General features: G+C 68.2%; 20 protein-coding genes. 13 read left to right on the top strand and 7 right to left on the bottom strand.

The genetic code is table 11. The features are described from left to right. Positions 1–339: 339 nt before the first annotated feature. Genes ACLNGM_RS21000 through ACLNGM_RS20990 form a run of 3 tightly spaced genes read left to right on the top strand, consistent with a single transcriptional unit; the run spans position 340 to position 3,468 of the window. Positions 340–1,545 carry an aspartate aminotransferase family protein gene (locus ACLNGM_RS21000; RefSeq protein ID WP_090961718.1) on the top strand — a complete coding sequence of 402 codons (1,206 nt, stop codon included), beginning with the start codon at positions 340–342 and terminating at the stop codon, positions 1,543–1,545. Then, a complete protein-coding gene (gene argF / locus ACLNGM_RS20995; protein WP_416356441.1) occupies positions 1,542–2,477 on the top strand; it encodes an ornithine carbamoyltransferase in 936 nt (311 codons plus the stop codon). Before ACLNGM_RS21000 ends, argF begins: the two co-directional genes overlap by 4 nt. Next, a complete protein-coding gene (locus tag ACLNGM_RS20990; protein WP_416356440.1) occupies positions 2,470–3,468 on the top strand; it encodes an Hsp33 family molecular chaperone in 999 nt (332 codons plus the stop codon). The genes argF and ACLNGM_RS20990 overlap by 8 nt, the downstream gene beginning before the upstream one ends. Before the next feature lie 13 nt (positions 3,469–3,481). Here the strand turns inward: ACLNGM_RS20990 and ACLNGM_RS20985 are convergent, their stop codons facing one another. After that, positions 3,482–3,637 (bottom strand): hypothetical protein, encoded by a 156-nt coding sequence (locus tag ACLNGM_RS20985; RefSeq protein WP_175526795.1) that lies wholly within the window; start codon positions 3,635–3,637, stop codon positions 3,482–3,484. A 105-nt stretch (positions 3,638–3,742) separates the two neighbouring features. On the opposite strand from ACLNGM_RS20985, the gene ACLNGM_RS20980 reads away from it, so the two are divergent. From ACLNGM_RS20980 to ACLNGM_RS20965, 4 genes are all read left to right on the top strand, one after another. Continuing rightward, a complete protein-coding gene (locus tag ACLNGM_RS20980; RefSeq protein WP_416356439.1) occupies positions 3,743–4,435 on the top strand; it encodes a glutathione S-transferase family protein in 693 nt (230 codons plus the stop codon). 89 nt (positions 4,436–4,524) lie between these two features. Then, the gene (locus ACLNGM_RS20975; protein WP_416356438.1) at positions 4,525–5,244 is read left to right on the top strand and encodes a GntR family transcriptional regulator; all 720 of its coding nucleotides are present in this window, start codon (positions 4,525–4,527) and stop codon (positions 5,242–5,244) included. Positions 5,245–5,281: 37 nt separating this feature from the next. After that, positions 5,282–6,481 carry a mannonate dehydratase gene (gene uxuA, locus ACLNGM_RS20970; RefSeq protein WP_416356437.1) on the top strand — a complete coding sequence of 400 codons (1,200 nt, stop codon included), beginning with the start codon at positions 5,282–5,284 and terminating at the stop codon, positions 6,479–6,481. Positions 6,482–6,548: 67 nt separating this feature from the next. Further along, on the top strand, positions 6,549–7,955 hold the full coding sequence (locus ACLNGM_RS20965; RefSeq protein WP_416356436.1) for an FAD-binding oxidoreductase: 1,407 nt from the start codon (positions 6,549–6,551) through the stop codon (positions 7,953–7,955). On the opposite strand, the gene ACLNGM_RS20960 is transcribed toward ACLNGM_RS20965, so the two are convergent. The 6 genes from ACLNGM_RS20960 to ACLNGM_RS20935 all read right to left on the bottom strand — a co-directional run bounded on the left by ACLNGM_RS20960 (position 7,952) and on the right by ACLNGM_RS20935 (position 12,812). After that, positions 7,952–9,175, bottom strand: a complete 1,224-nt coding sequence (locus ACLNGM_RS20960) for a serine hydrolase domain-containing protein (protein ID WP_416356435.1) — start codon at positions 9,173–9,175, stop codon at positions 7,952–7,954. The two genes, ACLNGM_RS20965 and ACLNGM_RS20960, sit on opposite strands and share 4 nt — an antisense overlap. Positions 9,176–9,251: 76 nt before the next feature. Then, the gene (locus ACLNGM_RS20955) at positions 9,252–9,782 is read right to left on the bottom strand and encodes a retropepsin-like aspartic protease family protein (RefSeq protein ID WP_416356434.1); all 531 of its coding nucleotides are present in this window, start codon (positions 9,780–9,782) and stop codon (positions 9,252–9,254) included. 339 nt (positions 9,783–10,121) lie between these two features. Further along, positions 10,122–10,304: a hypothetical protein gene (locus ACLNGM_RS20950; protein WP_090961691.1), complete on the bottom strand. Its 183-nt coding sequence runs from the start codon at positions 10,302–10,304 to the stop codon at positions 10,122–10,124. Positions 10,305–10,388: 84 nt separating this feature from the next. After that, positions 10,389–11,018 carry a uracil phosphoribosyltransferase gene (gene upp / locus ACLNGM_RS20945; RefSeq protein ID WP_416356433.1) on the bottom strand — a complete coding sequence of 210 codons (630 nt, stop codon included), beginning with the start codon at positions 11,016–11,018 and terminating at the stop codon, positions 10,389–10,391. Between the two features lie 81 nt (positions 11,019–11,099). Continuing rightward, on the bottom strand, positions 11,100–12,293 hold the full coding sequence (locus ACLNGM_RS20940) for a phosphopentomutase (protein WP_416356432.1): 1,194 nt from the start codon (positions 12,291–12,293) through the stop codon (positions 11,100–11,102). 72 nt (positions 12,294–12,365) lie between these two features. Next, on the bottom strand, positions 12,366–12,812 hold the full coding sequence (locus tag ACLNGM_RS20935) for a pilus assembly protein N-terminal domain-containing protein (protein ID WP_090961683.1): 447 nt from the start codon (positions 12,810–12,812) through the stop codon (positions 12,366–12,368). Between the two features lie 241 nt (positions 12,813–13,053). Here ACLNGM_RS20935 and ACLNGM_RS20930 point away from each other — a divergent pair, with 241 nt between their 5' ends. From ACLNGM_RS20930 to ACLNGM_RS20905, 6 genes are all read left to right on the top strand, one after another. Further along, complete coding sequence (locus tag ACLNGM_RS20930) at positions 13,054–13,230, top strand: Flp family type IVb pilin (RefSeq protein WP_090961680.1); 177 nt, start codon at positions 13,054–13,056, stop codon at positions 13,228–13,230. 60 nt (positions 13,231–13,290) lie between these two features. Further along, on the top strand, positions 13,291–13,782 hold the full coding sequence (locus ACLNGM_RS20925) for an A24 family peptidase (RefSeq protein ID WP_416356431.1): 492 nt from the start codon (positions 13,291–13,293) through the stop codon (positions 13,780–13,782). A 129-nt stretch (positions 13,783–13,911) separates the two neighbouring features. Further along, the gene (gene cpaB / locus ACLNGM_RS20920) at positions 13,912–14,733 is read left to right on the top strand and encodes a Flp pilus assembly protein CpaB (protein ID WP_090961678.1); all 822 of its coding nucleotides are present in this window, start codon (positions 13,912–13,914) and stop codon (positions 14,731–14,733) included. 2 nt (positions 14,734–14,735) lie between these two features. Next, positions 14,736–16,313: a type II and III secretion system protein family protein gene (locus tag ACLNGM_RS20915; protein ID WP_416356430.1), complete on the top strand. Its 1,578-nt coding sequence runs from the start codon at positions 14,736–14,738 to the stop codon at positions 16,311–16,313. Next, positions 16,310–17,017 carry a CpaD family pilus assembly protein gene (locus ACLNGM_RS20910; protein ID WP_416356429.1) on the top strand — a complete coding sequence of 236 codons (708 nt, stop codon included), beginning with the start codon at positions 16,310–16,312 and terminating at the stop codon, positions 17,015–17,017. Before ACLNGM_RS20915 ends, ACLNGM_RS20910 begins: the two co-directional genes overlap by 4 nt. Before the next feature lie 15 nt (positions 17,018–17,032). Continuing rightward, on the top strand, positions 17,033–18,307 hold the full coding sequence (locus ACLNGM_RS20905) for an AAA family ATPase (RefSeq protein WP_416356428.1): 1,275 nt from the start codon (positions 17,033–17,035) through the stop codon (positions 18,305–18,307). The last annotated feature ends 5 nt before the right edge of the window (positions 18,308–18,312 follow it).

The following is an 18,312-nucleotide window of genomic DNA, read 5'->3' as shown; positions in this document are numbered from 1 at the left end:
ACGATCCTCGAACCACCAGATCTGGTAGACAGCCGGTCTCGTCGCACGAAATATGGTGTCCAGACCCAATTTAACGCGTGGCGGGGCGCTGTGGCAAGGTGCGCACAGTGTTGCACGAATCGCTTTTGCGGTTTTTCAACAGGTCAATGCATCGGCGCGAGCGGGCGAAACGGCCGCAAATCCGGGGTTTCGATTGACAATCCCGCGTTGCGACATGGTATAGCGGGCCGCTGCCGAGGGCCCGTCCACCGTGAGGGCGGCACGGCGGCAAGCCCCCATGCGGGCCGCCATGTGCCGTCGCCCCGAACCCATTCCGGGAAAACCGAAGAAGTCAGCCCCATGTCCGAGCACGACAACCCGCTTTTCGCCACCTTCGCCCGTGCGGACCTGCGCGTCGAGCGAGGTGAGGGCGTGTGGCTCGTGACCGAGGACGGCCGGCGGTTCCTCGACTTCACCGGCGGCATCGCCGTCAATTCGCTGGGCCATGCGCACCCGCACCTCGTGGCCGCCTTGAGCGAGCAGGCCGCCCGGCTCTGGCACGTCTCGAACCTCTTCCAGATCCCGGGGCAGGAGCGTTTGGCCGCGCGTCTCGTCGAGGCGTCCTTCGCCGATAAGGTGTTCTTCACCAACTCGGGCGCCGAGGCGCTGGAGTGCGCCATCAAGACCGCGCGGCGCTACCAGTACGTCTCGGGGCATCCCGAGCGCTTCCGCATCGTGACCTTCGAGGGCGCCTTTCACGGCCGGACGCTCGCGACCATCGCGGCCGGCGGCCAGAAGAAGTATCTCGAGGGCTTCGGCCCGAAGGTCGAGGGCTTCGACCAGGTGGCCTTCGGCGACATCGAGCTGGTGCGCGCCGCCGTCGGGCCGGAGACGGCCGGCATCCTGATCGAGCCGATCCAGGGCGAGGGCGGCGTGCGGTCCGCTGCGCCGGAGTTCCTCCGCCAGCTTCGCGCGCTCTGCGACGAGCAGGGCCTGATGCTGATCTTCGACGAGGTGCAGACCGGCGTCGGGCGCACCGGCCGCTTCTTCGCCTACGAGAACGCAGGGGTCGAGCCCGACATCCTGGCCTCGGCCAAGGGCATCGGCGGCGGCTTTCCGCTTGGCGCGTGCCTTGCCACGGCGGAAGCCGCCAAGGGCATGACGGCCGGCACCCACGGCACCACGTTCGGCGGCAACCCGCTCGGCATGGCGGTCGGCAATGCCGTGCTCGACGTCATCCTTGCCGACGGCTTCCTCGACGAGGTGCGCCATACGGCGCTCCTCTTCAAGCAGAGCCTCGCCTCGCTGAAGGATCGCTTCCCCGATATCGTCGAGGAGGTGCGCGGCGAGGGGCTTCTCATCGGCCTCAAGCCCCGCGTGCCGAACGGCCAGTTCGTCGAGACGCTGCGCCGCCATCAGATGCTGGCGGCCCCCGCCGGCGACAACGTCGTGCGTTTCCTGCCGCCGCTGGTCGTCAGCGCGGACGAGGTGCGCGAGGCGATGAACCGGATCGAGGCGGCCTGCGCCGAACTGTCGGCCGGCTCCAGCGAAAGCTCCGCGGCATGAGCGCCCTGATCCAGTCGCCCCGGCACTTCCTCGACCTGTCGGCCATGTCGGCGGGCGATCTGCGCGCCATCCTCGATGATGCGGGCGAACGCAAGGCGCTCGGCCGCGCCGGGCCGAAGCCGCTCGACGGGCGGGTGCTCGCCATGATCTTCGAGAAGCCCTCGACGCGCACCCGCGTGTCGTTCGACGTCGCCATGCGCCAGCTCGGCGGCGAGACGCTGTTCCTCTCGGGATCGGAAATGCAGCTCGGCCGCGCCGAGACGATCGCCGACACGGCGCGCGTCCTGTCGCGCTATGTCGACGCGATCATGATCCGCACCACCGAGCACGCCCGCCTTCTGGAAATGGCCGAGGCGGCGACCGTGCCGGTGATCAACGCTCTGACCGACGACACGCATCCCTGCCAGATCATGGCCGACCTCCTCACCTTCGAGGAGCATCGCGGGCCGGTGAAGGGCCGGACCTTCGCCTGGACCGGCGACGGCAACAACGTCCTCAACTCGCTGATCGAGGCGGCGGGCGCCTTCGATTTCTCGCTGCGCATCGCGACCCCCGAGGGCTCCGACCCCGATCCGCGCTATGTCGAGCGTGCGCGCGCCGCCGGCACGCGCCTGCATCTGACGCGCGACCCCGAGGACGCCGTGTCGGGCGCCGACTGCGTCGTCACCGACACCTGGGTCTCGATGGGCCGCGAGGCCGAGGCGCGCGGGCACAACGTCTTCATGCCCTATCAGGTCAACGCGGCGCTGATGAGCCGCGCCAACCCGCAGGCGCTCTTCATGCACTGCCTGCCCGCCCATCGCGGCGAGGAGGTGACCGACGAGGTGATCGACGGACCGCAGTCGGTGGTGTTCGACGAGGCCGAGAACCGCCTCCACGCCCAGAAGTCGATCCTGGCCTGGGCCTTCGGCGAGGTGGCCGCGCATGGCTGACCATAGCCCCGAACTCGGCGAATTCGGCTTTGCCGGCGACGATGCGGTTGTGCCGTTCGCGGTCGAGGCGCTCGATGCGCGCGGGCGTGCCGTGCAGCTCGGCTCGATGGTCGAGGCGATCCTGGCGCGTCACGACTATCCCGAGCCGGTCGCCCGGCTGCTGGCCGAGATGATCGTCCTGACCGTTCTTCTCGGCACCTCGCTGAAGTTCGACGGCAAGTTCATCGCGCAGACGCAGACCGACGGGCCGGTCGACCTCCTCGTGGTCGATTTCACCATGCCGTCGAGCGTGCGGGCCTATGCGCGCTTCGACGCCGATCGCCTCGCGCAGGCGATCGAGGCGAAGCGGGTCGAATCCGCCGAGTTGCTCGGCAACGGCGTTCTCGCGCTGACGATCGACCAGGGCCCCCACATGCAGCGCTACCAGGGCATCGTGGAACTGTCCGGCGCCTCGCTGGAGGCGGTGGCGGAGACCTATTTCCGCCAGTCCGAGCAGATCCCGACCACGGTTCGTCTGGCGGTCGCGCGCATCGCGCGCCGGCAGGACGGCGGCGGCTTCTCGCAGGGCTGGCGCGCCGGCGGCCTCATCGCGCAGTTCCTGCCCGAGGCCCCGGAGCGCATGCGCATGGCGGACCTGCCGGGCGGCGATGCGCCGGAAGGCGCCGAGGTCGAGGCCTATGCCGAGGACGATGCCTGGACGGAGGTGCAGGCGCTCGTCGGCACCGTCGAGCCCTCGGAACTCGCCGATCCCGATGTCGGGGTCGAGCGTCTCCTGTTCCGCCTGTTCCACGAGCGGGGCGTACGGGTCTTCCCGGCGACGCCGGTCCGTGACGACTGCTCGTGCAACCGCGAGAAGATCCGCGGCGTGCTGCAGGGCTTCTCGGCCGATGACCTTGCCCACAGCACGCAGGACGGCCGCATCCAGGTGACGTGCGAGTTCTGCGGCGAGGCCTACGAGTTCTCGCCCGACGAGTTCGAGCCGCAGGCCTGACGGGATCGGCGGGCTAGAGCCCGCCGTAGCGCTGCAGAAGGTCCCACGCCCCGATCGCAAGCGCGATTGTCGCAAATCCGCCGCCTACCACCATCGCCGTCAGCAGAAATGCCGTGGTGAGGCGGTCGCGCGGGCTTTCTTCCGGGGTGGTGCGGGTCTCGTCCGTCATGCCGGAGTTACGATCGAAGCGGCCGGCCGGTTCCGGCCGATCGCCTTGCCGATGTGGGCGCTTCGCATCATCCTTGCGTGATCGCACCATCCGAGGGATCAACGCATGGATGCCGACACCTTGCGCGGGCGACCGATCCGTCTCACCGCCTTCGATTGGGTCCCGCGCTTCGCGCAAGGTCATGTACGCGACCTTCGGCTGCGCTGGGCGCTCGAGGAGACCGGGCTGCCTTACGAGGTGGATCTCGTGGCGCAGGGCAGCCAGCGGCAGGCCGAGAACCTCGCCCGTCAGCCCTTCGGCCAGGTTCCGACCCTCATCATCGGCGCCGACACCCTGTTCGAGACCGGCGCCTGCGTCTGGCGCATCGCGGCGGCGAGCGACGCCCTTCTGCCTCAGGCGCCCGGCGACCGCGACGACTGCCTCGCCTGGGTCTTCGCCGCGACCGATACGGTCGAGAAGCCGATCGCCATGCTGGCGATGCTGCGCTTCTTCACGACGGACAAGGCGGCCGCCGCGGGCGTCGAACCCGACATCCAGGCGCTTCTCCATGAGCGGATGGGTCGCTTGTCGGACGCGCTGGGCGACGCTCCACATCTCGTCGCCGACCGCTTCACGGTTGCCGACCTGATGATGACCTCTGTGCTGCGCGATGCGGAAGCCGAAGGCCTCGACCCGTTTCCGCGGCTCGCCGCCTATGTCGCACGGCACGAGGAACGCCCGGCGTTCCAGCGGGCGCTCGCTTCGCAGCTTGAAACGTTCGAACGCCATGCGGACCGCTATCGCCGACCAAAACCATAGGTGGCTCGCTCGCAGGCAAGAGCACCATTGGCAAAGGGGATCCACTGGCATACTAGTATGCCAGATACCTGTTCTACTGTTGCTGTCTGATGGCGCCCGATCTTCCCTTCTCTCCGTTGAATGAAAGCACCGCAGTTGCATCGCGGCCGGCGCGACGGGTCACATCGGCGACGCAGGTCTTCGAGACGCTGCGGGCGGAGATTGTCGCCGCACGGCTGCCGCCGGGAACGCCGCTCGCAGACCGCGGCCTCGTCGAGCGCTTCGGCGTCAGCCGCACGCCGGTGCGCGAGGCGCTGATCCGTCTGGCCGAGATCGGACTGGTCGACGTGCGGCCGCAGTTCGGAACCTTCGTGTCGCGCATCGCGGTTTCGGCGATTCCCGAAGCGGTGCTGATCCGCAAGGCGCTGGAGGGCGTGACAGTAGAGAAGGCGGCCGAGCGGGCGGGTACCGGGCGCCTCGATACCCTCGAGCACGCGATCCGCCGCCAGAAAGCCTGTGCCGCGGTCGGCGACAACGACGGATTCCACGAGGCCGACGAAGCCTTCCACGCGGCGATCGCCGATCTCGCGGGGCATCCGGGCATCTGGGCGCTGGTGACGCAGGCCAAGATCCAGCTCGACCGCGCTCGCCGCCTGACGCTGCCGATCCTCGGCAGGGCCGAGCAGGTGATCGTCGAGCACGAGGCGATCCTTGCACGGATCGCGGCCGGCGATGCGGCGGGCGCGCGGAGCGCGATGGAGGGGCATCTCGGCGCCGTCATTCCGGATGTCGCCGAGATACGCAGCCGCCATCCCGACTTTTTCATCTGAGGACTGCCGGCATCGCGCCGGGCAAGGGGGAGTATCGATGCGCCAGGGCTGGAGATGGTTCGGACCACGGGCCAACGTGACGCTGGACGAGGTGCGGCAGGTGGGGGCGACCGACATCGTTTCCGCCCTGCACGAGGTGCCGATCGGCGCGGTCTGGACGCGCGAGGCCGTCGAGGCACGCCGCGACATGATCGAGACGACGCCTGCCGGCCGTGCGCCGCTCTCGTGGTCGGTGGTCGAGAGCATCCCGATCCCCGATGCCGTCAAGCGCACCGGAGGCGCTGCGAAACCCGAGATCGAGGCCTGGATCGCCAGCCTCGAGAGCGTTGCCAAGGCGGGCATCGGCATCGTCTGCTACAACTTCATGCCGGTGGTGGACTGGTGCCGCACCGACCTCGATTTCGTGACCGACACCGGCGCGACGGCGATGCGTTTCGACTTCGAGACCTTTGCGGCGTTCGAGCTGCATATCCTTCAGCGGCAGGGCGCCGAGCGCGACTACACGGCGGAGGAGCAGGCGCGGGCCCGCACACGCTTTGAGGCGATGGGCGAGGGCGAGGTCGCCGATCTCACGCGCAACATCGCGAGCGCTCTGCCGGGCTCGACCACCGAGCCGATGACCATCCCGGCTTTCCGCGACAAGCTCGACCAGTACCGGGACGTCGACGCCGCACGCCTGCGCCGTCACCTCGTCGAGTTCCTGGAGGCGGTGACGCCCGCGGCCGAAGCCCTCAAGGTCAAGCTCACGCTGCATCCCGACGATCCGCCGCGCCCGCTCTTCGGCCTGCCGCGCGTCGCCTCGACGGAGAGCGACTATGCGGCTCTTTTCGACGCCGTACCGTCCGCCGCCAACGGCATGTGCTACTGCACGGGAAGCCTTGGGGTGCGCGCCGACAACGATCTGCCGGCGATCGCCCGCCGTTTCGCGTCGCGCATCCACTTCGCCCATCTGCGGGCCACCAAGCGCGAGGCGGACCCGCGCACGTTCCACGAATCGGCCCATCTCGAAGGCGACGTCGACATGGTCGCCGTCCTCAGGGAACTCGTCGCCGAAGACCGGCGCCGCGACAAGGGCGCGACGATCGTGTTCCGGTCCGACCACGGGCACCGGATGCTGGACGACCTGCGCAAGGACGTAACGCCCGGTTATCCCGCGACGGGGCGGATGCGGGGCCTTGCCGAACTGCGAGGCATTCTTCACGCCCTCGGCCATCCGCCGGAGCGCCCTGCCGCCTAAGCCCGGTTGTGCTCGGGCCCCGCCAGCCTCTACACGTCGTCGGATCGATGAGAGGAGCGGGACGGGCATGACGGAATTGGCGGAGCGGCTGTCGGATATCCTTGGGCCCAAGGGCTGGATGCCGGCGGCCGAGGCCGGGCCCTTTCAGCGGGACTGGCTGGATCGCTACGGGGCGCCGCCGCTCGGCGTCGCGCGGCCCGCCTCCACCGCCGAGGTCTCGGCGGTTCTGGCGGCGGCGCATGCCGCCGGCGTCGCCGTCGTCCCGCAAGGGGGCAATACGGGCCTTTGCGGCGGCGCTGTGCTGGGCAGCCCCGGCGGCGTAATCCTATCGCTCGGGCGCATGAACGCCTGCGGCGTGCCCGACGCAGCCTCGGGTTCCATCGAGGTCGAGGCGGGGCTGGTGCTGCAGGTGCTGCACGATCGTCTCGACGGGTCCGGCCTGATGTTCCCGATGCATCTCGGCGCCGAAGGCAGCGCGCAGGTGGGCGGGCTGATCGGCACCAACGCCGGGGGCAGTCACGCCTTCCGCTTCGGCATGATGCAGGATCTGGTGCTCGGCCTCGAAGTGGTGCTGGCCGACGGCACGGTCTGGAACGGCATGCGCGCGGTCCAGAAGGACAATGCGGGCTACCAGCTCCGCCGTCTCTTCTGCGGCTCGGAAGGCACGCTCGGCATCGTCACGCGGGCCGTCCTGAAGCTTCATCCCGCGCCCCGCCAGCGCGCCACCGCGCTCCTCGTCCTGCCGGACGAGGCGGCGGCCGTCGCCTTCGGCACACGGCTTCGCGCCGAGGCCGGCGAGGTGCTCACGGGGCTCGAATTCTTCTGCGAACTCGGCCTCGACCTCGCGCTGCGTCACGTGACCTCGCTCGACTATCCGCTCGAGACGCGCGGCGGCACCTATCTCCTCGTCGAGATCGCCAGCGCCTCGGAGCGGATGCCGTTGGAGGACATCCTTACCGCGACGCTCGAATGGGGCATGGAGGAGGGCCTCGTTCTGGACGGAACGATCGCGGCCTCGGACGCGCAGCGCGGCGCCTTCTGGCGGCTGCGCGAGGAGCAGCCGGAGGGCCAGCGGCTCGAGGGCGCGCAGCTCAAGCACGACGTCGCCGTGCCGCCCGGCCGGATCGCCGAGTTCGTCGCGGCGGCCGGTGCCCGCTGCGAGGCGATCCTGCCCGGCGTGCGGATCAACCCGTTCGGGCATCTCGCCGACGGCAATATCCATTACAACCTGTCGCCGCCGGAGGAGGTCGCCGACTTTGGCGGCAAGGCGCAGGAGCTCGGGCTGGCCATCGCCGGCCTCGCGACCGAGATGGGCGGCAGCTTCGCCGCCGAGCATGGTCTCGGGCAGGCCAAGATCGCGCTTGCCGACGCGCTTCGCTCGCCCGTCGAGCGCCAGCTCATGCGCTCGATCCGCCGGGCGCTCGACCCGGCGGCCGTCCTGAATCCATGGGCCGTGGTGCCGGCGCGCGACTAGTCGAGCGCGGCAGCGACCGCGTCGAAGAAGACCAGCGGGTCCACCGGCTCCTTGCCGGTGGGCTTGGGCTGCGCGCCGAAGGTGACGATGACGACGTTGCGCTTCGGGTTGATGTAGATGTTCTGGCCCTGGATGCCGATCGCGGCGAACGCCCCGTCGGCGATCGAGGGCTCGGTCCAGCCGGTCCACCACATGTAGCCGTAGTCGAGCTTCGAGCCGTCCTTCAGCGTCGTCGGGCCGGCCGCTTGCCGGACCCAGCCGTCCGGCAGGATGGAGACGCCGCCGATCACCCCGTTCTCCAGGAAGAACTGGCCGAAGCGCGCGAAGTCACGCAGTGTCGCCGACAGGCCGGAGCCGCCGATCTCGTGGCCGTCCGGCGAATCCAGCCACCAGTTGGCGTCGGCCTCCATGCCGTAGGGCACCCAGATCGTCTCTGAGAGGTATTCGGCGAGCGGCTTGCCGACCGCGCCGCGCACGATCTCACCGAGCACCTGCGTCTCGCCGGTCGAGTAGTTGTTGACCGTGCCGGGCTCGGCGGCGCGCGGCAGGCTCGCCATCAGCTTCATCGCCGAGCCCGGCTCCTGCGAGATCTGCGCCTTCAGAAGAGCGCGCCGGTCGGAGGCGGGGTCGGTGTAGGTCTCGTTCCAGCGCACGCCTGAGCTCATCATCAGGATGTCGCGCAAGGTGACGCCCTCGTAGGCGCTGCCCTTCAGCGCCTCGACATATTGGGTAACCGGCGCGTCGAGGCCCGAGAGCTTGCCCTCCTTGATGGCGATCGCGGCGAGCGTCGAGGTGATCGACTTGGCGACCGACATCGACATCCAGCGCGTTTCCGGCGTGTTGCCGCGCTGGTAGGTCTCGTAGGCGACCTTGCCGTCCTTCAGGACGATCATCGCGGTGAAGCTGTCGAGCGCCATGACGTCGTAAAGGTCAAAGGTTTCCTCGCCTAAGCGGAAGCTGACCTCGCCGAGCGGTTTGTCCGCCGGCCGCAGCTCGCGCACCGTACCGCCGGCCCGGATCGTGCGCGTCGGGAAGAGGCGGTCGATGTTGCGAAAGGTCGAGACCGCGTCATCGGGCAGGAGCTTGCCGTCGTAGATCTGCGAGACGGTCCCGATGCGCTCGCCGCCGTGAGGATTGTCGGCGGCGTCGGCCGGCAGGGCGGCCATCAAGGCCGAGACCGCGGCAAAGGCAATGCCCGTCGTTGCAAACCGTTTCGTCATGGAACGTCTCCCCAAATCAGTCGGGGGAGTGTTTCGCGAGAGGACCGGCGGGGCAACCCGTCCGATGGCGATTTGGCTATTGGACCAGCGTCAGCCGGCCGTCGGAGACCTCGAACCGCGACAGGCGCGTCAGGAAGCTCATGCCGAGAAGCGTCACGCCGGGACCCTGGCCCTCAAGGACCATGACGTCGACATCGGCGGCCTCGACCGGGCCGATCGACAGGCGGCGGACCTTGGCGAGCGCGGCGCGCACGGTCCCTTGCGCGGTCTGGGCGCGATGCACGAAGTCAGACGGGTCGACGCGGACGCCGAGCCGGCGCGCGGTTTCCTGCCCGAGCGCGACATAGGTCGCTCCCGTGTCGACCATGACCTCCTCGTTCCGTCCGTCGAACCGTGCCTCGACGCGAAAATGACCGTCGCCGCCGGCGTGAAGCCGGACCATCCGGCCGCTCGGTCGGGGAACGGCGGCCTCCACCACTGCGACCGGCGGCTCCAGGCGCTCAACCTCGCCCTCGGACACGAGGCTCGCCCGGTAGCGCTCGAAGGCGGAGGGGAAGACGAGCGCGACGGCCGTTGCGCCAATCAGGAGGGGAAGGAGCTTCGTCATCGGCCGGCATCCGGAAGGAGCGCGACGGGACGAGGCGCCGGAAACAGCCTGACGGAGCCGGGTTGCGAAAGGGTTGAAGAGTGGAAAACGAAAGAACCCCGCCAGGGCGGGGTTCGGAAACGGCTACTTGCCGCGCGGATCGTGGGTGTGGTGGCTGTCCTGCTCACCGCCGCCACCCGACACGCGGGCCTGCTGGCCGTTGGTCGGCTGGCCGGGTTTCGGTCCGCGGCCTTCGGTCGGGTCGGGTCGGGTCGGGCCGGTCGGCTCGCTGATGGCTGGAGCCGGGGCCGCCGTGATGGCGGTTGGTTTCCTCGATCTTGGATGAACTCGACATGGCGCTCACCGATCCTGCTGAAAGCCCTGATGCGTCGTGTTCTGCTTGATGTTGCCCTGTCGGTCCTGCTCGTCGAGATTGCCGGGAACGCCTCCGGCCGAGACCTGCGACATGTCGGCAACGGCGGGTTCGCCGGTGCCTTTTGGGCTGCGGTTCTCGGCCGGGACGGGGGGTGCCTTGGCACTCATGGGTCTCTCCTCGATGGGGTGTCGAGAGGTGAACCCGTGCGGAATCGGCCGGTTCCTCGGCGTAGAGACGGCTTGGATGGACGGCTATTTGGTGCCGTACATGCGGTCGCCCGCGTCGCCGAGGCCGGGGATGATGTAGCCCTTCTCGTTCAGCCCCTGGTCGATCGAGGCGGTAAAGACGGGAATGTCGGGATGGGCCTCGCGGAAGCGCCGGATACCTTCCGGGGCGGCGAGGAGGCACAGGAAGCGGATGTTGCGCGCGCCGCGGCTCTTCAGCATGTCCATCGCGGCGACGGCCGAATTGGCCGTCGCCAGCATCGGGTCGACCACGATGATGAGGCGGTTCTCGAGGTCTTCCGGCGCCTTGAAGTAGTATTCCACCGGCTGCAGCGTCTCGTGGTCGCGATAGAGGCCGACATGGGCGACGCGCGCCGCCGGCACAAGGTCGAGCATGCCCTCCAGTAGCCCGTTGCCGGCGCGCAGGATCGAGGCGAAGACGAGCTTCTTGCCCTCGAGGATCGGTGCCGACATCGGCCCCATCGGCGTCTCGATGTCGATCGTCGTGATGTCGAGATCGCGCGTCACCTCGTAGCAGAGGAGCGTCGAGATCTCGCGCAGGAGGCGGCGGAAGCTCGCCGTCGAGGTCTCCTGCTTTCGCATCAGGGTCAGCTTGTGCTGGACCAGCGGATGATCGATCACGGTGACGCCGTCCATGCGGGCAGTTCCTTCGGCTGATGTCGTGGCAGAGCGTGTAGTGCCTGGCGACGCCGCCGCCAAGATCACGGGCGAGAAGCCTTAGAGAAAGCTCGTTCCGTGCGGGCCGGGCGCGAGCCCGAGATGGGCCGCGACGCTTTCCCCGATGTCGGCGAAGGTCGGGCGCAGGCCGATCGCCGAGGGGGCGATGCCGGGGCCGAAGCCGAGGACGGGCACGCGCTCGCGCGTGTGGTCGGTGCCGGGGAAGGTCGGGTCGCAGCCGTGGTCGGCGGTGAGGATCACGAGGTCGCCGGGCTTGAGGCACGCGGCAAGTTCTGGCAGGCGCGCGTCGAAGGCTTCGAGCTCGGCCGCGTAACCCGCGACGTCGCGCCGATGGCCGTGCAGCGTGTCGAAATCGACGAAGTTCGCGAATACGAGATCGCCGTCGCGGGCATCCTCGACCGCGCCGAGGAGCTTGTCGAACAGCGCCATGTTGCCGTCGCCCTTGCGCACCTCGGTGATGCCGCGATGGGCGAAGATGTCGCCGATCTTGCCGACCGCGATGACGCGGCCGCCGGCGTCGATCGTCCGGTCGAGGACGGTCGGTTCGGGCGGCGGCACGGCGTAGTCGCGCCGGTTGGCCGTGCGCCGGAAGCTTGCGGCGTCGCGGCCGACGAAGGGCCGCGCGATGACGCGGCCGATGGCGAGCGCATCGACATGGCGCCGGGCGATCTCGCAAAGGGCGTAGAGGCGGTCGAGGCCGAACGCATCCTCGTGCGCGGCGATCTGGAGGACGCTGTCGGCCGAGGTGTAAAAGATCGGCCGGCCGGTCCGGATGCTCGCCTCGCCTTCGGCCTCGATGATCTCGGTGCCGGAGGCATGGCGGTCGCCGAGGATGCCGGGGAGGCCCGCCTCCTCGACGATGGCAGCGATGAGTTCGGCGGGAAAGCAGGGCTGCGTGCGCGGGAAGTAGCCCCAGTCGAACGGGACCGGAACGCCCGCGATCTCCCAGTGTCCCGACGGGGTGTCCTTGCCGCGGCTGGTCTCCTCGGCCGATCCGAACAGGCCGCGCGGATCAGGCCCACCGGTAATGCCGGCCACGGCCAGAAGCCCGAGGCCTTCCAGAAACGGGATGCGGAGAGGACCCTGCCGCAGCCCGGCGCGATCGGCGTGTCCGATCGATGCGGCCCCGCGGATGTGCCCGAACGTGTCGGCCCCCTCGTCACCATAGGCTGCCGCATCCGGCGCGCCGCCGATTCCGAAGCTGTCGAGCACGATCAGGATGGCGCGGGGCAAGCATGTTCTCCTCTGGACGCAGCCCTTTCTGTCACGAAAAGGCGGCGAGCGGGAGGAGGGGCGTCGTAGCTGTCAGTTGCTGGACTGAGAGAGCGCGTCGTGCCTCTGCACCTGCAAAGTGGTGCTTTCAAACGTAATCGGATCATCGCCGATCGTCACCTTCGGCTCGCAGGTCGGGGCGCAGGCGAAGGTCTGGCGCGATCCCTGACGATAGACCCGAAGCGAATGGTCCTCGACCGTCGAGACCATGACGCTGTCGTCGAGCACCACATCGCCATTCGTGTCGAGAACGACAAGGTTGGTCAGGCCGTACGAGCGACCGGTCAGCACCAGCGTCCGCGCGTCATGGATCGTGATGTCGGCGATCGAGGGATTGCCGATGATGACGCTTCCGGCCTGCCGCGGGATGCGCAGGATGCGAGCCTGATCGATCGGGACGGTCAGAGGATCGGCGCTGTCTGCCAAGGCAAGGGACGGGGAGCCGAGAGCCAGGATCGAGGCAAGAACGAGGTGACGCATCGAAAGAACTCCGCCGGAACCACGCAGCCGGCCGCCATTCTTAATTTGCGGATGCTTAAAGGAAAGTTGCCGGTTCCTGTTTGCAATGCATTCACCCTAAGTTGGATGTCGCCGACTTAATCGATCGTTAGGGCTGTTCCTTAAGCCGCCGGCAAACGCTCCTCTGTAATTTGAAGACCACCGAACGACGGACGATGTCGGGTCGTCGGGACGGGTTTCCATCGAACGGGCAGGAGTTTCCATGTTCAAGCTCATCAAGCGTTTTCGCAAGAACGAGTCCGGCGCGACCGCGATCGAGTACGGCCTGATCGCCGCTCTCGTCGGCATCGCCATCATCACCGGCGCGTCGGCCCTCGGCACGCAGCTCGGCTCGACCTTCAACTTCATTTCCGGCGAGTTGAAGGACGCTACCAAGTAAAGCAGGTTCGTAGTCTGCGGAAACCCGGAAATCGGCTCGCGGCGAAGGGGGATCGGTTCCATGGCGATGGTCCTCCTTCTCGCGTTCCCGCTGGCCATGGTCGCCGCTGCGGCGAGCGACCTTGCGTCGATGACGATCTCCAACCGGCTGGTCGTGCTTCTTTCCGCGGTCTTTCCGCTCTTCGCCTTCGCCGCCGGCATGCCCCCTGGTGCGATCGCGCTCCATGGGGCGGCCGGATTGGCCGTTCTCGCGATCACCTTCGGGTGCTTTGCCGCCGGCTGGATGGGGGGCGGCGATGCCAAGCTCCTGGCGGCAGCGAGCCTGTGGCTCGGACCCACGCCCCTTCTCCTGACCTTCGTCGTTTGGACGTCGATCTTCGGCGGCGCGCTGACGCTCATGTTTCTTCTGGCGCGCACTTGCCTTTCTCCCACCACCGGCCGTCCGGCGGTCGATCGCCTGCTCGAGCCTTCCACGGGCATTCCTTACGGCGTCGCGATCGGCCTTGCGGGCCTCGCCATCACGCCAGCCCTCATCGCGTCCATGACAGCCTGACAGCGATGGTTTCCGGATTCTGACGCACGGGAAGCCCTCGGCAGGAAACCGTTAACCATGCCTTGAGGATTTATCCTCCATAACGCCTCATCGGTCGATTTCCAAAGGACCGCAGGAGGAGTTGAGAGGATGCAGGCTTCGCGCTTGGCGATCTTCGGCGTCGCAGCCGTGGCAGCAGTGGGTGCCGGCTTCCTCGCGCTGCATTTGGGCGGGCCTGCGTCCGAGCCGATCATCATCTCCGCCCAGCCTGTGCAACCTCCGATCAAGCTCGTCGAGGTGCTCGTCGCCTCGCACGACATCGGCATGGGCGCGGGCACCGAAGGTGGCCTCGACTGGATGAAGTGGCCCGAGGACGGCGTTTCAGCGACGCTGATCCGCCGCGACCAGCGCCCCGACGCCATCGCAGAATTGAAGGGCACCATCGCTCGCCAGAGCTTCTTTGCCGGCGAGCCGATCCGCGAGGCCAAGCTGATCCGCTCCGATCGCGGATTCATGTCGGCCATCCTGCCATCGGGCAGCCGCGCGGTCGCGGTCCAGATTGCACCTGATACATCGGCCGGCGGCTTTATCCTTCCGAACGACCATGTCGACGTCATCATGACGCGTGCCCGGCCGCCGGTCGAAGGGCAGGCGGTGACCTACGACACGCAGACCGTCCTCAAGAACCTGCGCGTCCTCGCCATCGACCAGTCGGTGGAGGAGAAGGAGGGCGAGCGCGTCGTCGTGGGCACGACCGCGACGCTCGAAGTCGACGCGGCACAGGCCGAGGCGCTGACGGCCGCACAGCGCATGGCCGATCGGCTGGTCCTGTCGCTCCGTTCGCTCGCCGATTCCGTACCCGGCTCGCCGGGCTACGCGGCCTTCCTCCTCGAGCAGCAGAAGCGAACCACGAACACCGAAATCCGCCTCGTCCGCTACGGCAAGACGACCAATCTGACCGCGGGGAACTGACCATGGCGACACGCATCCTGCGCCCCCTGGCCCATCTCGCGCTGGCCGTCACCGCCGCGGGGCTGCCCGAGATGGCAGTCGCTGCTTCGAACGACGCGATCATTTCGGTCACCCGCCTCAATCAGTCGGTCCCGCTCGGGTTGAACAAGTCCAAGGTCATCGACCTGCCGCGCGACGCCCATGACATCGTCGTCGCCGATCCTTCGGTCGCCGATGCGGTGACGCGGACCGCGCGGCGCATCTATCTCTTCGGCAAGCGGGTCGGGCAAACCAACATCTTCGTCTTCGACGCGGCAGGGCGCGAGATCGCGGTCCTCGACCTGCGGATCGAACGCGACATCGCCGGCCTCGCAGCCACCATCCGCCGTTTCATCCCGACCGCCGACGTGAAGGCGGAGATGCTGAACGACAACGTGATCCTGACCGGCACGGTGGAGAATGCCCAGGACGCGGCCCGCGCCGTCGATCTCGCAACGATCTACACGCGCGGCGGCGAGGCGACGACCGGTCAGTTCGTGCGGACGGCAACGACCTCGCAGTCGGCCGGCAGCGTTTCCTCATCTGCCGTCTCGCAGATCAGCCCCTCGCTGCAGCGCAGTCAGATCGTCAATCTCCTGCAGATCCAGGGCGAGGATCAGGTCACGCTCAAGGTGACGGTCGCCGAGGTCCAGCGCTCGGTCGTCAAGCAACTCGGCATCGACGGCATAGGCGTTGCGTCGTCCGATGGCATCGCGTTCGCTGCGGCCAGTTCCAACCCGTTTGGCCTTGGCAAGGCGATCTCGTCTGCGGGCGCCGATCTCTTCAATGGTGGCAACAGCGAGAACGGCATTTCCGCGCAGTTGCGCGCGATGGAGCAGGCCGGCGTCATGCGGACGCTGGCCGAACCCAGCCTGACCGCGATCTCGGGCGAAAGCGCCTCATTCAAGGTGGGCGGCGAATTCTCTGTCGCGAGTGGCAAGTCGGAAACGCCTGCGAAACGCACACCCATTCTTGGGCCGAACGGCGCGATTGTCGGCTTCGACAACACTCCTGCGTCGGTCGATTACGAACACAAGGAAATCGACTACGGCATCGGTCTCGACTTTACGCCGGTCGTCCTCTCGCCGGGTCGCATCAGCCTGAAAATCCGCACCGCGGTGTCGGAGCCGACATTCGAGTCGCCCTATTCCATTCCTGCGGGCGTCGCGCCCGGCATCAATCTCACCGGCATCCGCAAGCGCCTCGCCGACACGACCGTCGAGCTTCCCTCCGGCGGCTCGATGGTGATCGCCGGGCTCGTGCGCGACGAGATGCGTCAGGTGATCTCCGGTTATCCCGGCCTCTCGAAAATCCCGGTGCTCGGCACGCTGTTCCGCTCGCGCGACTTCCAGCGCTACGAGACCGAGCTTGTCGTGATCGTCACGCCCTACCTCGTGCGGCCCGTGGCGCGGCAGGACCTCGCCCGGCCCGACGACAATCTCGCCTTCACCTCCGATGGCTCCGGCAACCTCCTCGGCCGGATAAACCGCGTCTACGGCCAGTCCGAATCCGCCCTTCCGTCCGGCCGCTATCACGGCACCGTTGGATATATCTACAAATGAGCGCGCTCGCGAATGCCCCCGCCGCCCGCCGCTTCGTCACGGCCGGCCTGATCCTGGCGACCCTCGGCTTTGCCGGCTGCGCGGAGCGTCCGGACGCCAGGCTGAACTTCGTGCCCGACGACTACCGGGCGCGCCACCCGATCATCGTGGCCGACGCGACGCAGGACCTCGACATCCTCCCGTCCTCGTCCGAAACGCGGCTGACCCATGCCGACACGACGCGCGTAGAAAGCTTCGCGGCGCGCTTCCGGGCGTCGCGCGCCGCCGCGATCAGCGTCCAGGTGCCGGTGCGCACCCGCAATGCCGCCGCCGCCAGCCTCGTGGCCAAGGACACGCTGCGCGTCCTCCATCGCGAGGGCGTGCCGCGCTCGCGCATCGTCTTCTCCTCCTACGAGGTCGCGGGCGGCGACGACGCCTACCCGATCCGGCTGTCCTATACCGGCCTTGCCGCCGGTCTCGACCATCCGTGCGGGCAGTGGCCGAGCGATCTGGGCGACACGTACCAGAACCGCAATTACGAGAACTTCGGCTGCGCGACGCAGGCGAACCTCGCCGCGCAGATCTCGGACCCGCGTGACCTCCTTGGGCCCCGTGGCATGAGCGAGATCGACGCCGAGCGCCGCACGACGGTGATCAACGACTACCGGCAGGGCCGGTCGACGGCCTCCGACAGCACCACCACCGAATCCAGCTACAACTGGTAGGAAGGCCAAGACGCCATGTCGCTCCTCGCCCCATCCGAGACGACCTACCACCTCGACGACGAGACGCTGCGCGAACGGCTCGAGGCCTTGCGGCCGATCCCGCGCATTTCGATCCAGGCCTTCTGCGAAACGCCCGAGGTTGCGGGTGCGATCGAGGCGGCAGGCTCCGATCGGCGTATGGCCAAGGCGCACCTGCGCGTCCACACCGGCGGCATCCGCGCGGCTGCCGAGCACTACGCTTCGGCTCCGACGCCCAATCTCGTGATCCTGGAATCGCAGTTGACGCCGACCGAGCTTCTGGCGGAACTCGACACGCTGGCGGACGTCTGCGATCCCGGTTCCAAGGTCGTGGTGGTCGGCCACTGCAACGACGTGTCTCTCTACCGCGAGCTGACGCGGCGCGGGATCTCGGAATACGTTCTGGCACCGCTGACCCTGTCCGAGTTCATCGGCCTCGTTTCCCAGCTCTTTGCCGCGCCCGATGCCGCCCCGCTTGGCCGGTCCGTCGGCTTCGTCGGCGCCAAGGGCGGCGTCGGTGCCTCCACGATCGCCCACAACGTCGCCTGGTCCATCGGCAAGCTGTTTTCCTCCGACGTGATCCTCGCGGACTTCGACCTGGCCTTCGGCACAGCCAACATCAACTTCGACAAGGACCCGCCGCAGGGCATCGCCGAGGCCGTGTTCTCGGCCGACCGGCTCGACGACGTGTTTCTCGACCGCCTTCTGGCGAAATGCGCCGACCATCTGTCGCTCCTGGCCGCGCCGTCGACGCTCGAGCGGACCTACGACTTCTCGGCGGAGGCCTTCACGCCGCTGATCGAGGCCGCCCAGCGGGTGACGCCCTCCGTGGTGCTCGACCTGCCGCATACATGGAACGACTGGACGCGCGACGTGCTGCAGCGGATCGACGAGATCGTGCTCGTGGCGACGCCGGATCTGGCGAACCTTCGCAACGCGAAGAACCTCGTCGAGACGCTGAAGCGGTTGCGCCCCAACGATGGGCCGCCGCGGCTGGTGCTCAATCAGACGGCGATGCCCAAGCGTCCCGAGATCGACATCGCCGAGTTCTCCGAACCGCTGGGCCTCACGCCGCTCGCGACGATCGCCTTCGACCCCGCCGTGTTCGGCGCCGCCGCCAACACGGGCCGGATGGTCTGCGAGGCCGAGCCCAAGCACCCGTCGGTCGAAGCCTTTGCCGCCATCGCCCATGCCGTGACGGGACGCGCGTCCGCAAAGCGCGCCCCGAAGTCCGTGCGGTCGGGCCTGTTCGGCCTGATGCGCCGCCGTTAGTCCCG

Source organism: Aureimonas phyllosphaerae, assembly GCF_047943035.1.
GTDB lineage: Bacteria > Pseudomonadota > Alphaproteobacteria > Rhizobiales > Rhizobiaceae > Aureimonas > Aureimonas phyllosphaerae.
Note: the sequence above shows the minus strand (reverse complement) of the source record. Positions and strands in the feature narration are given on the sequence as shown.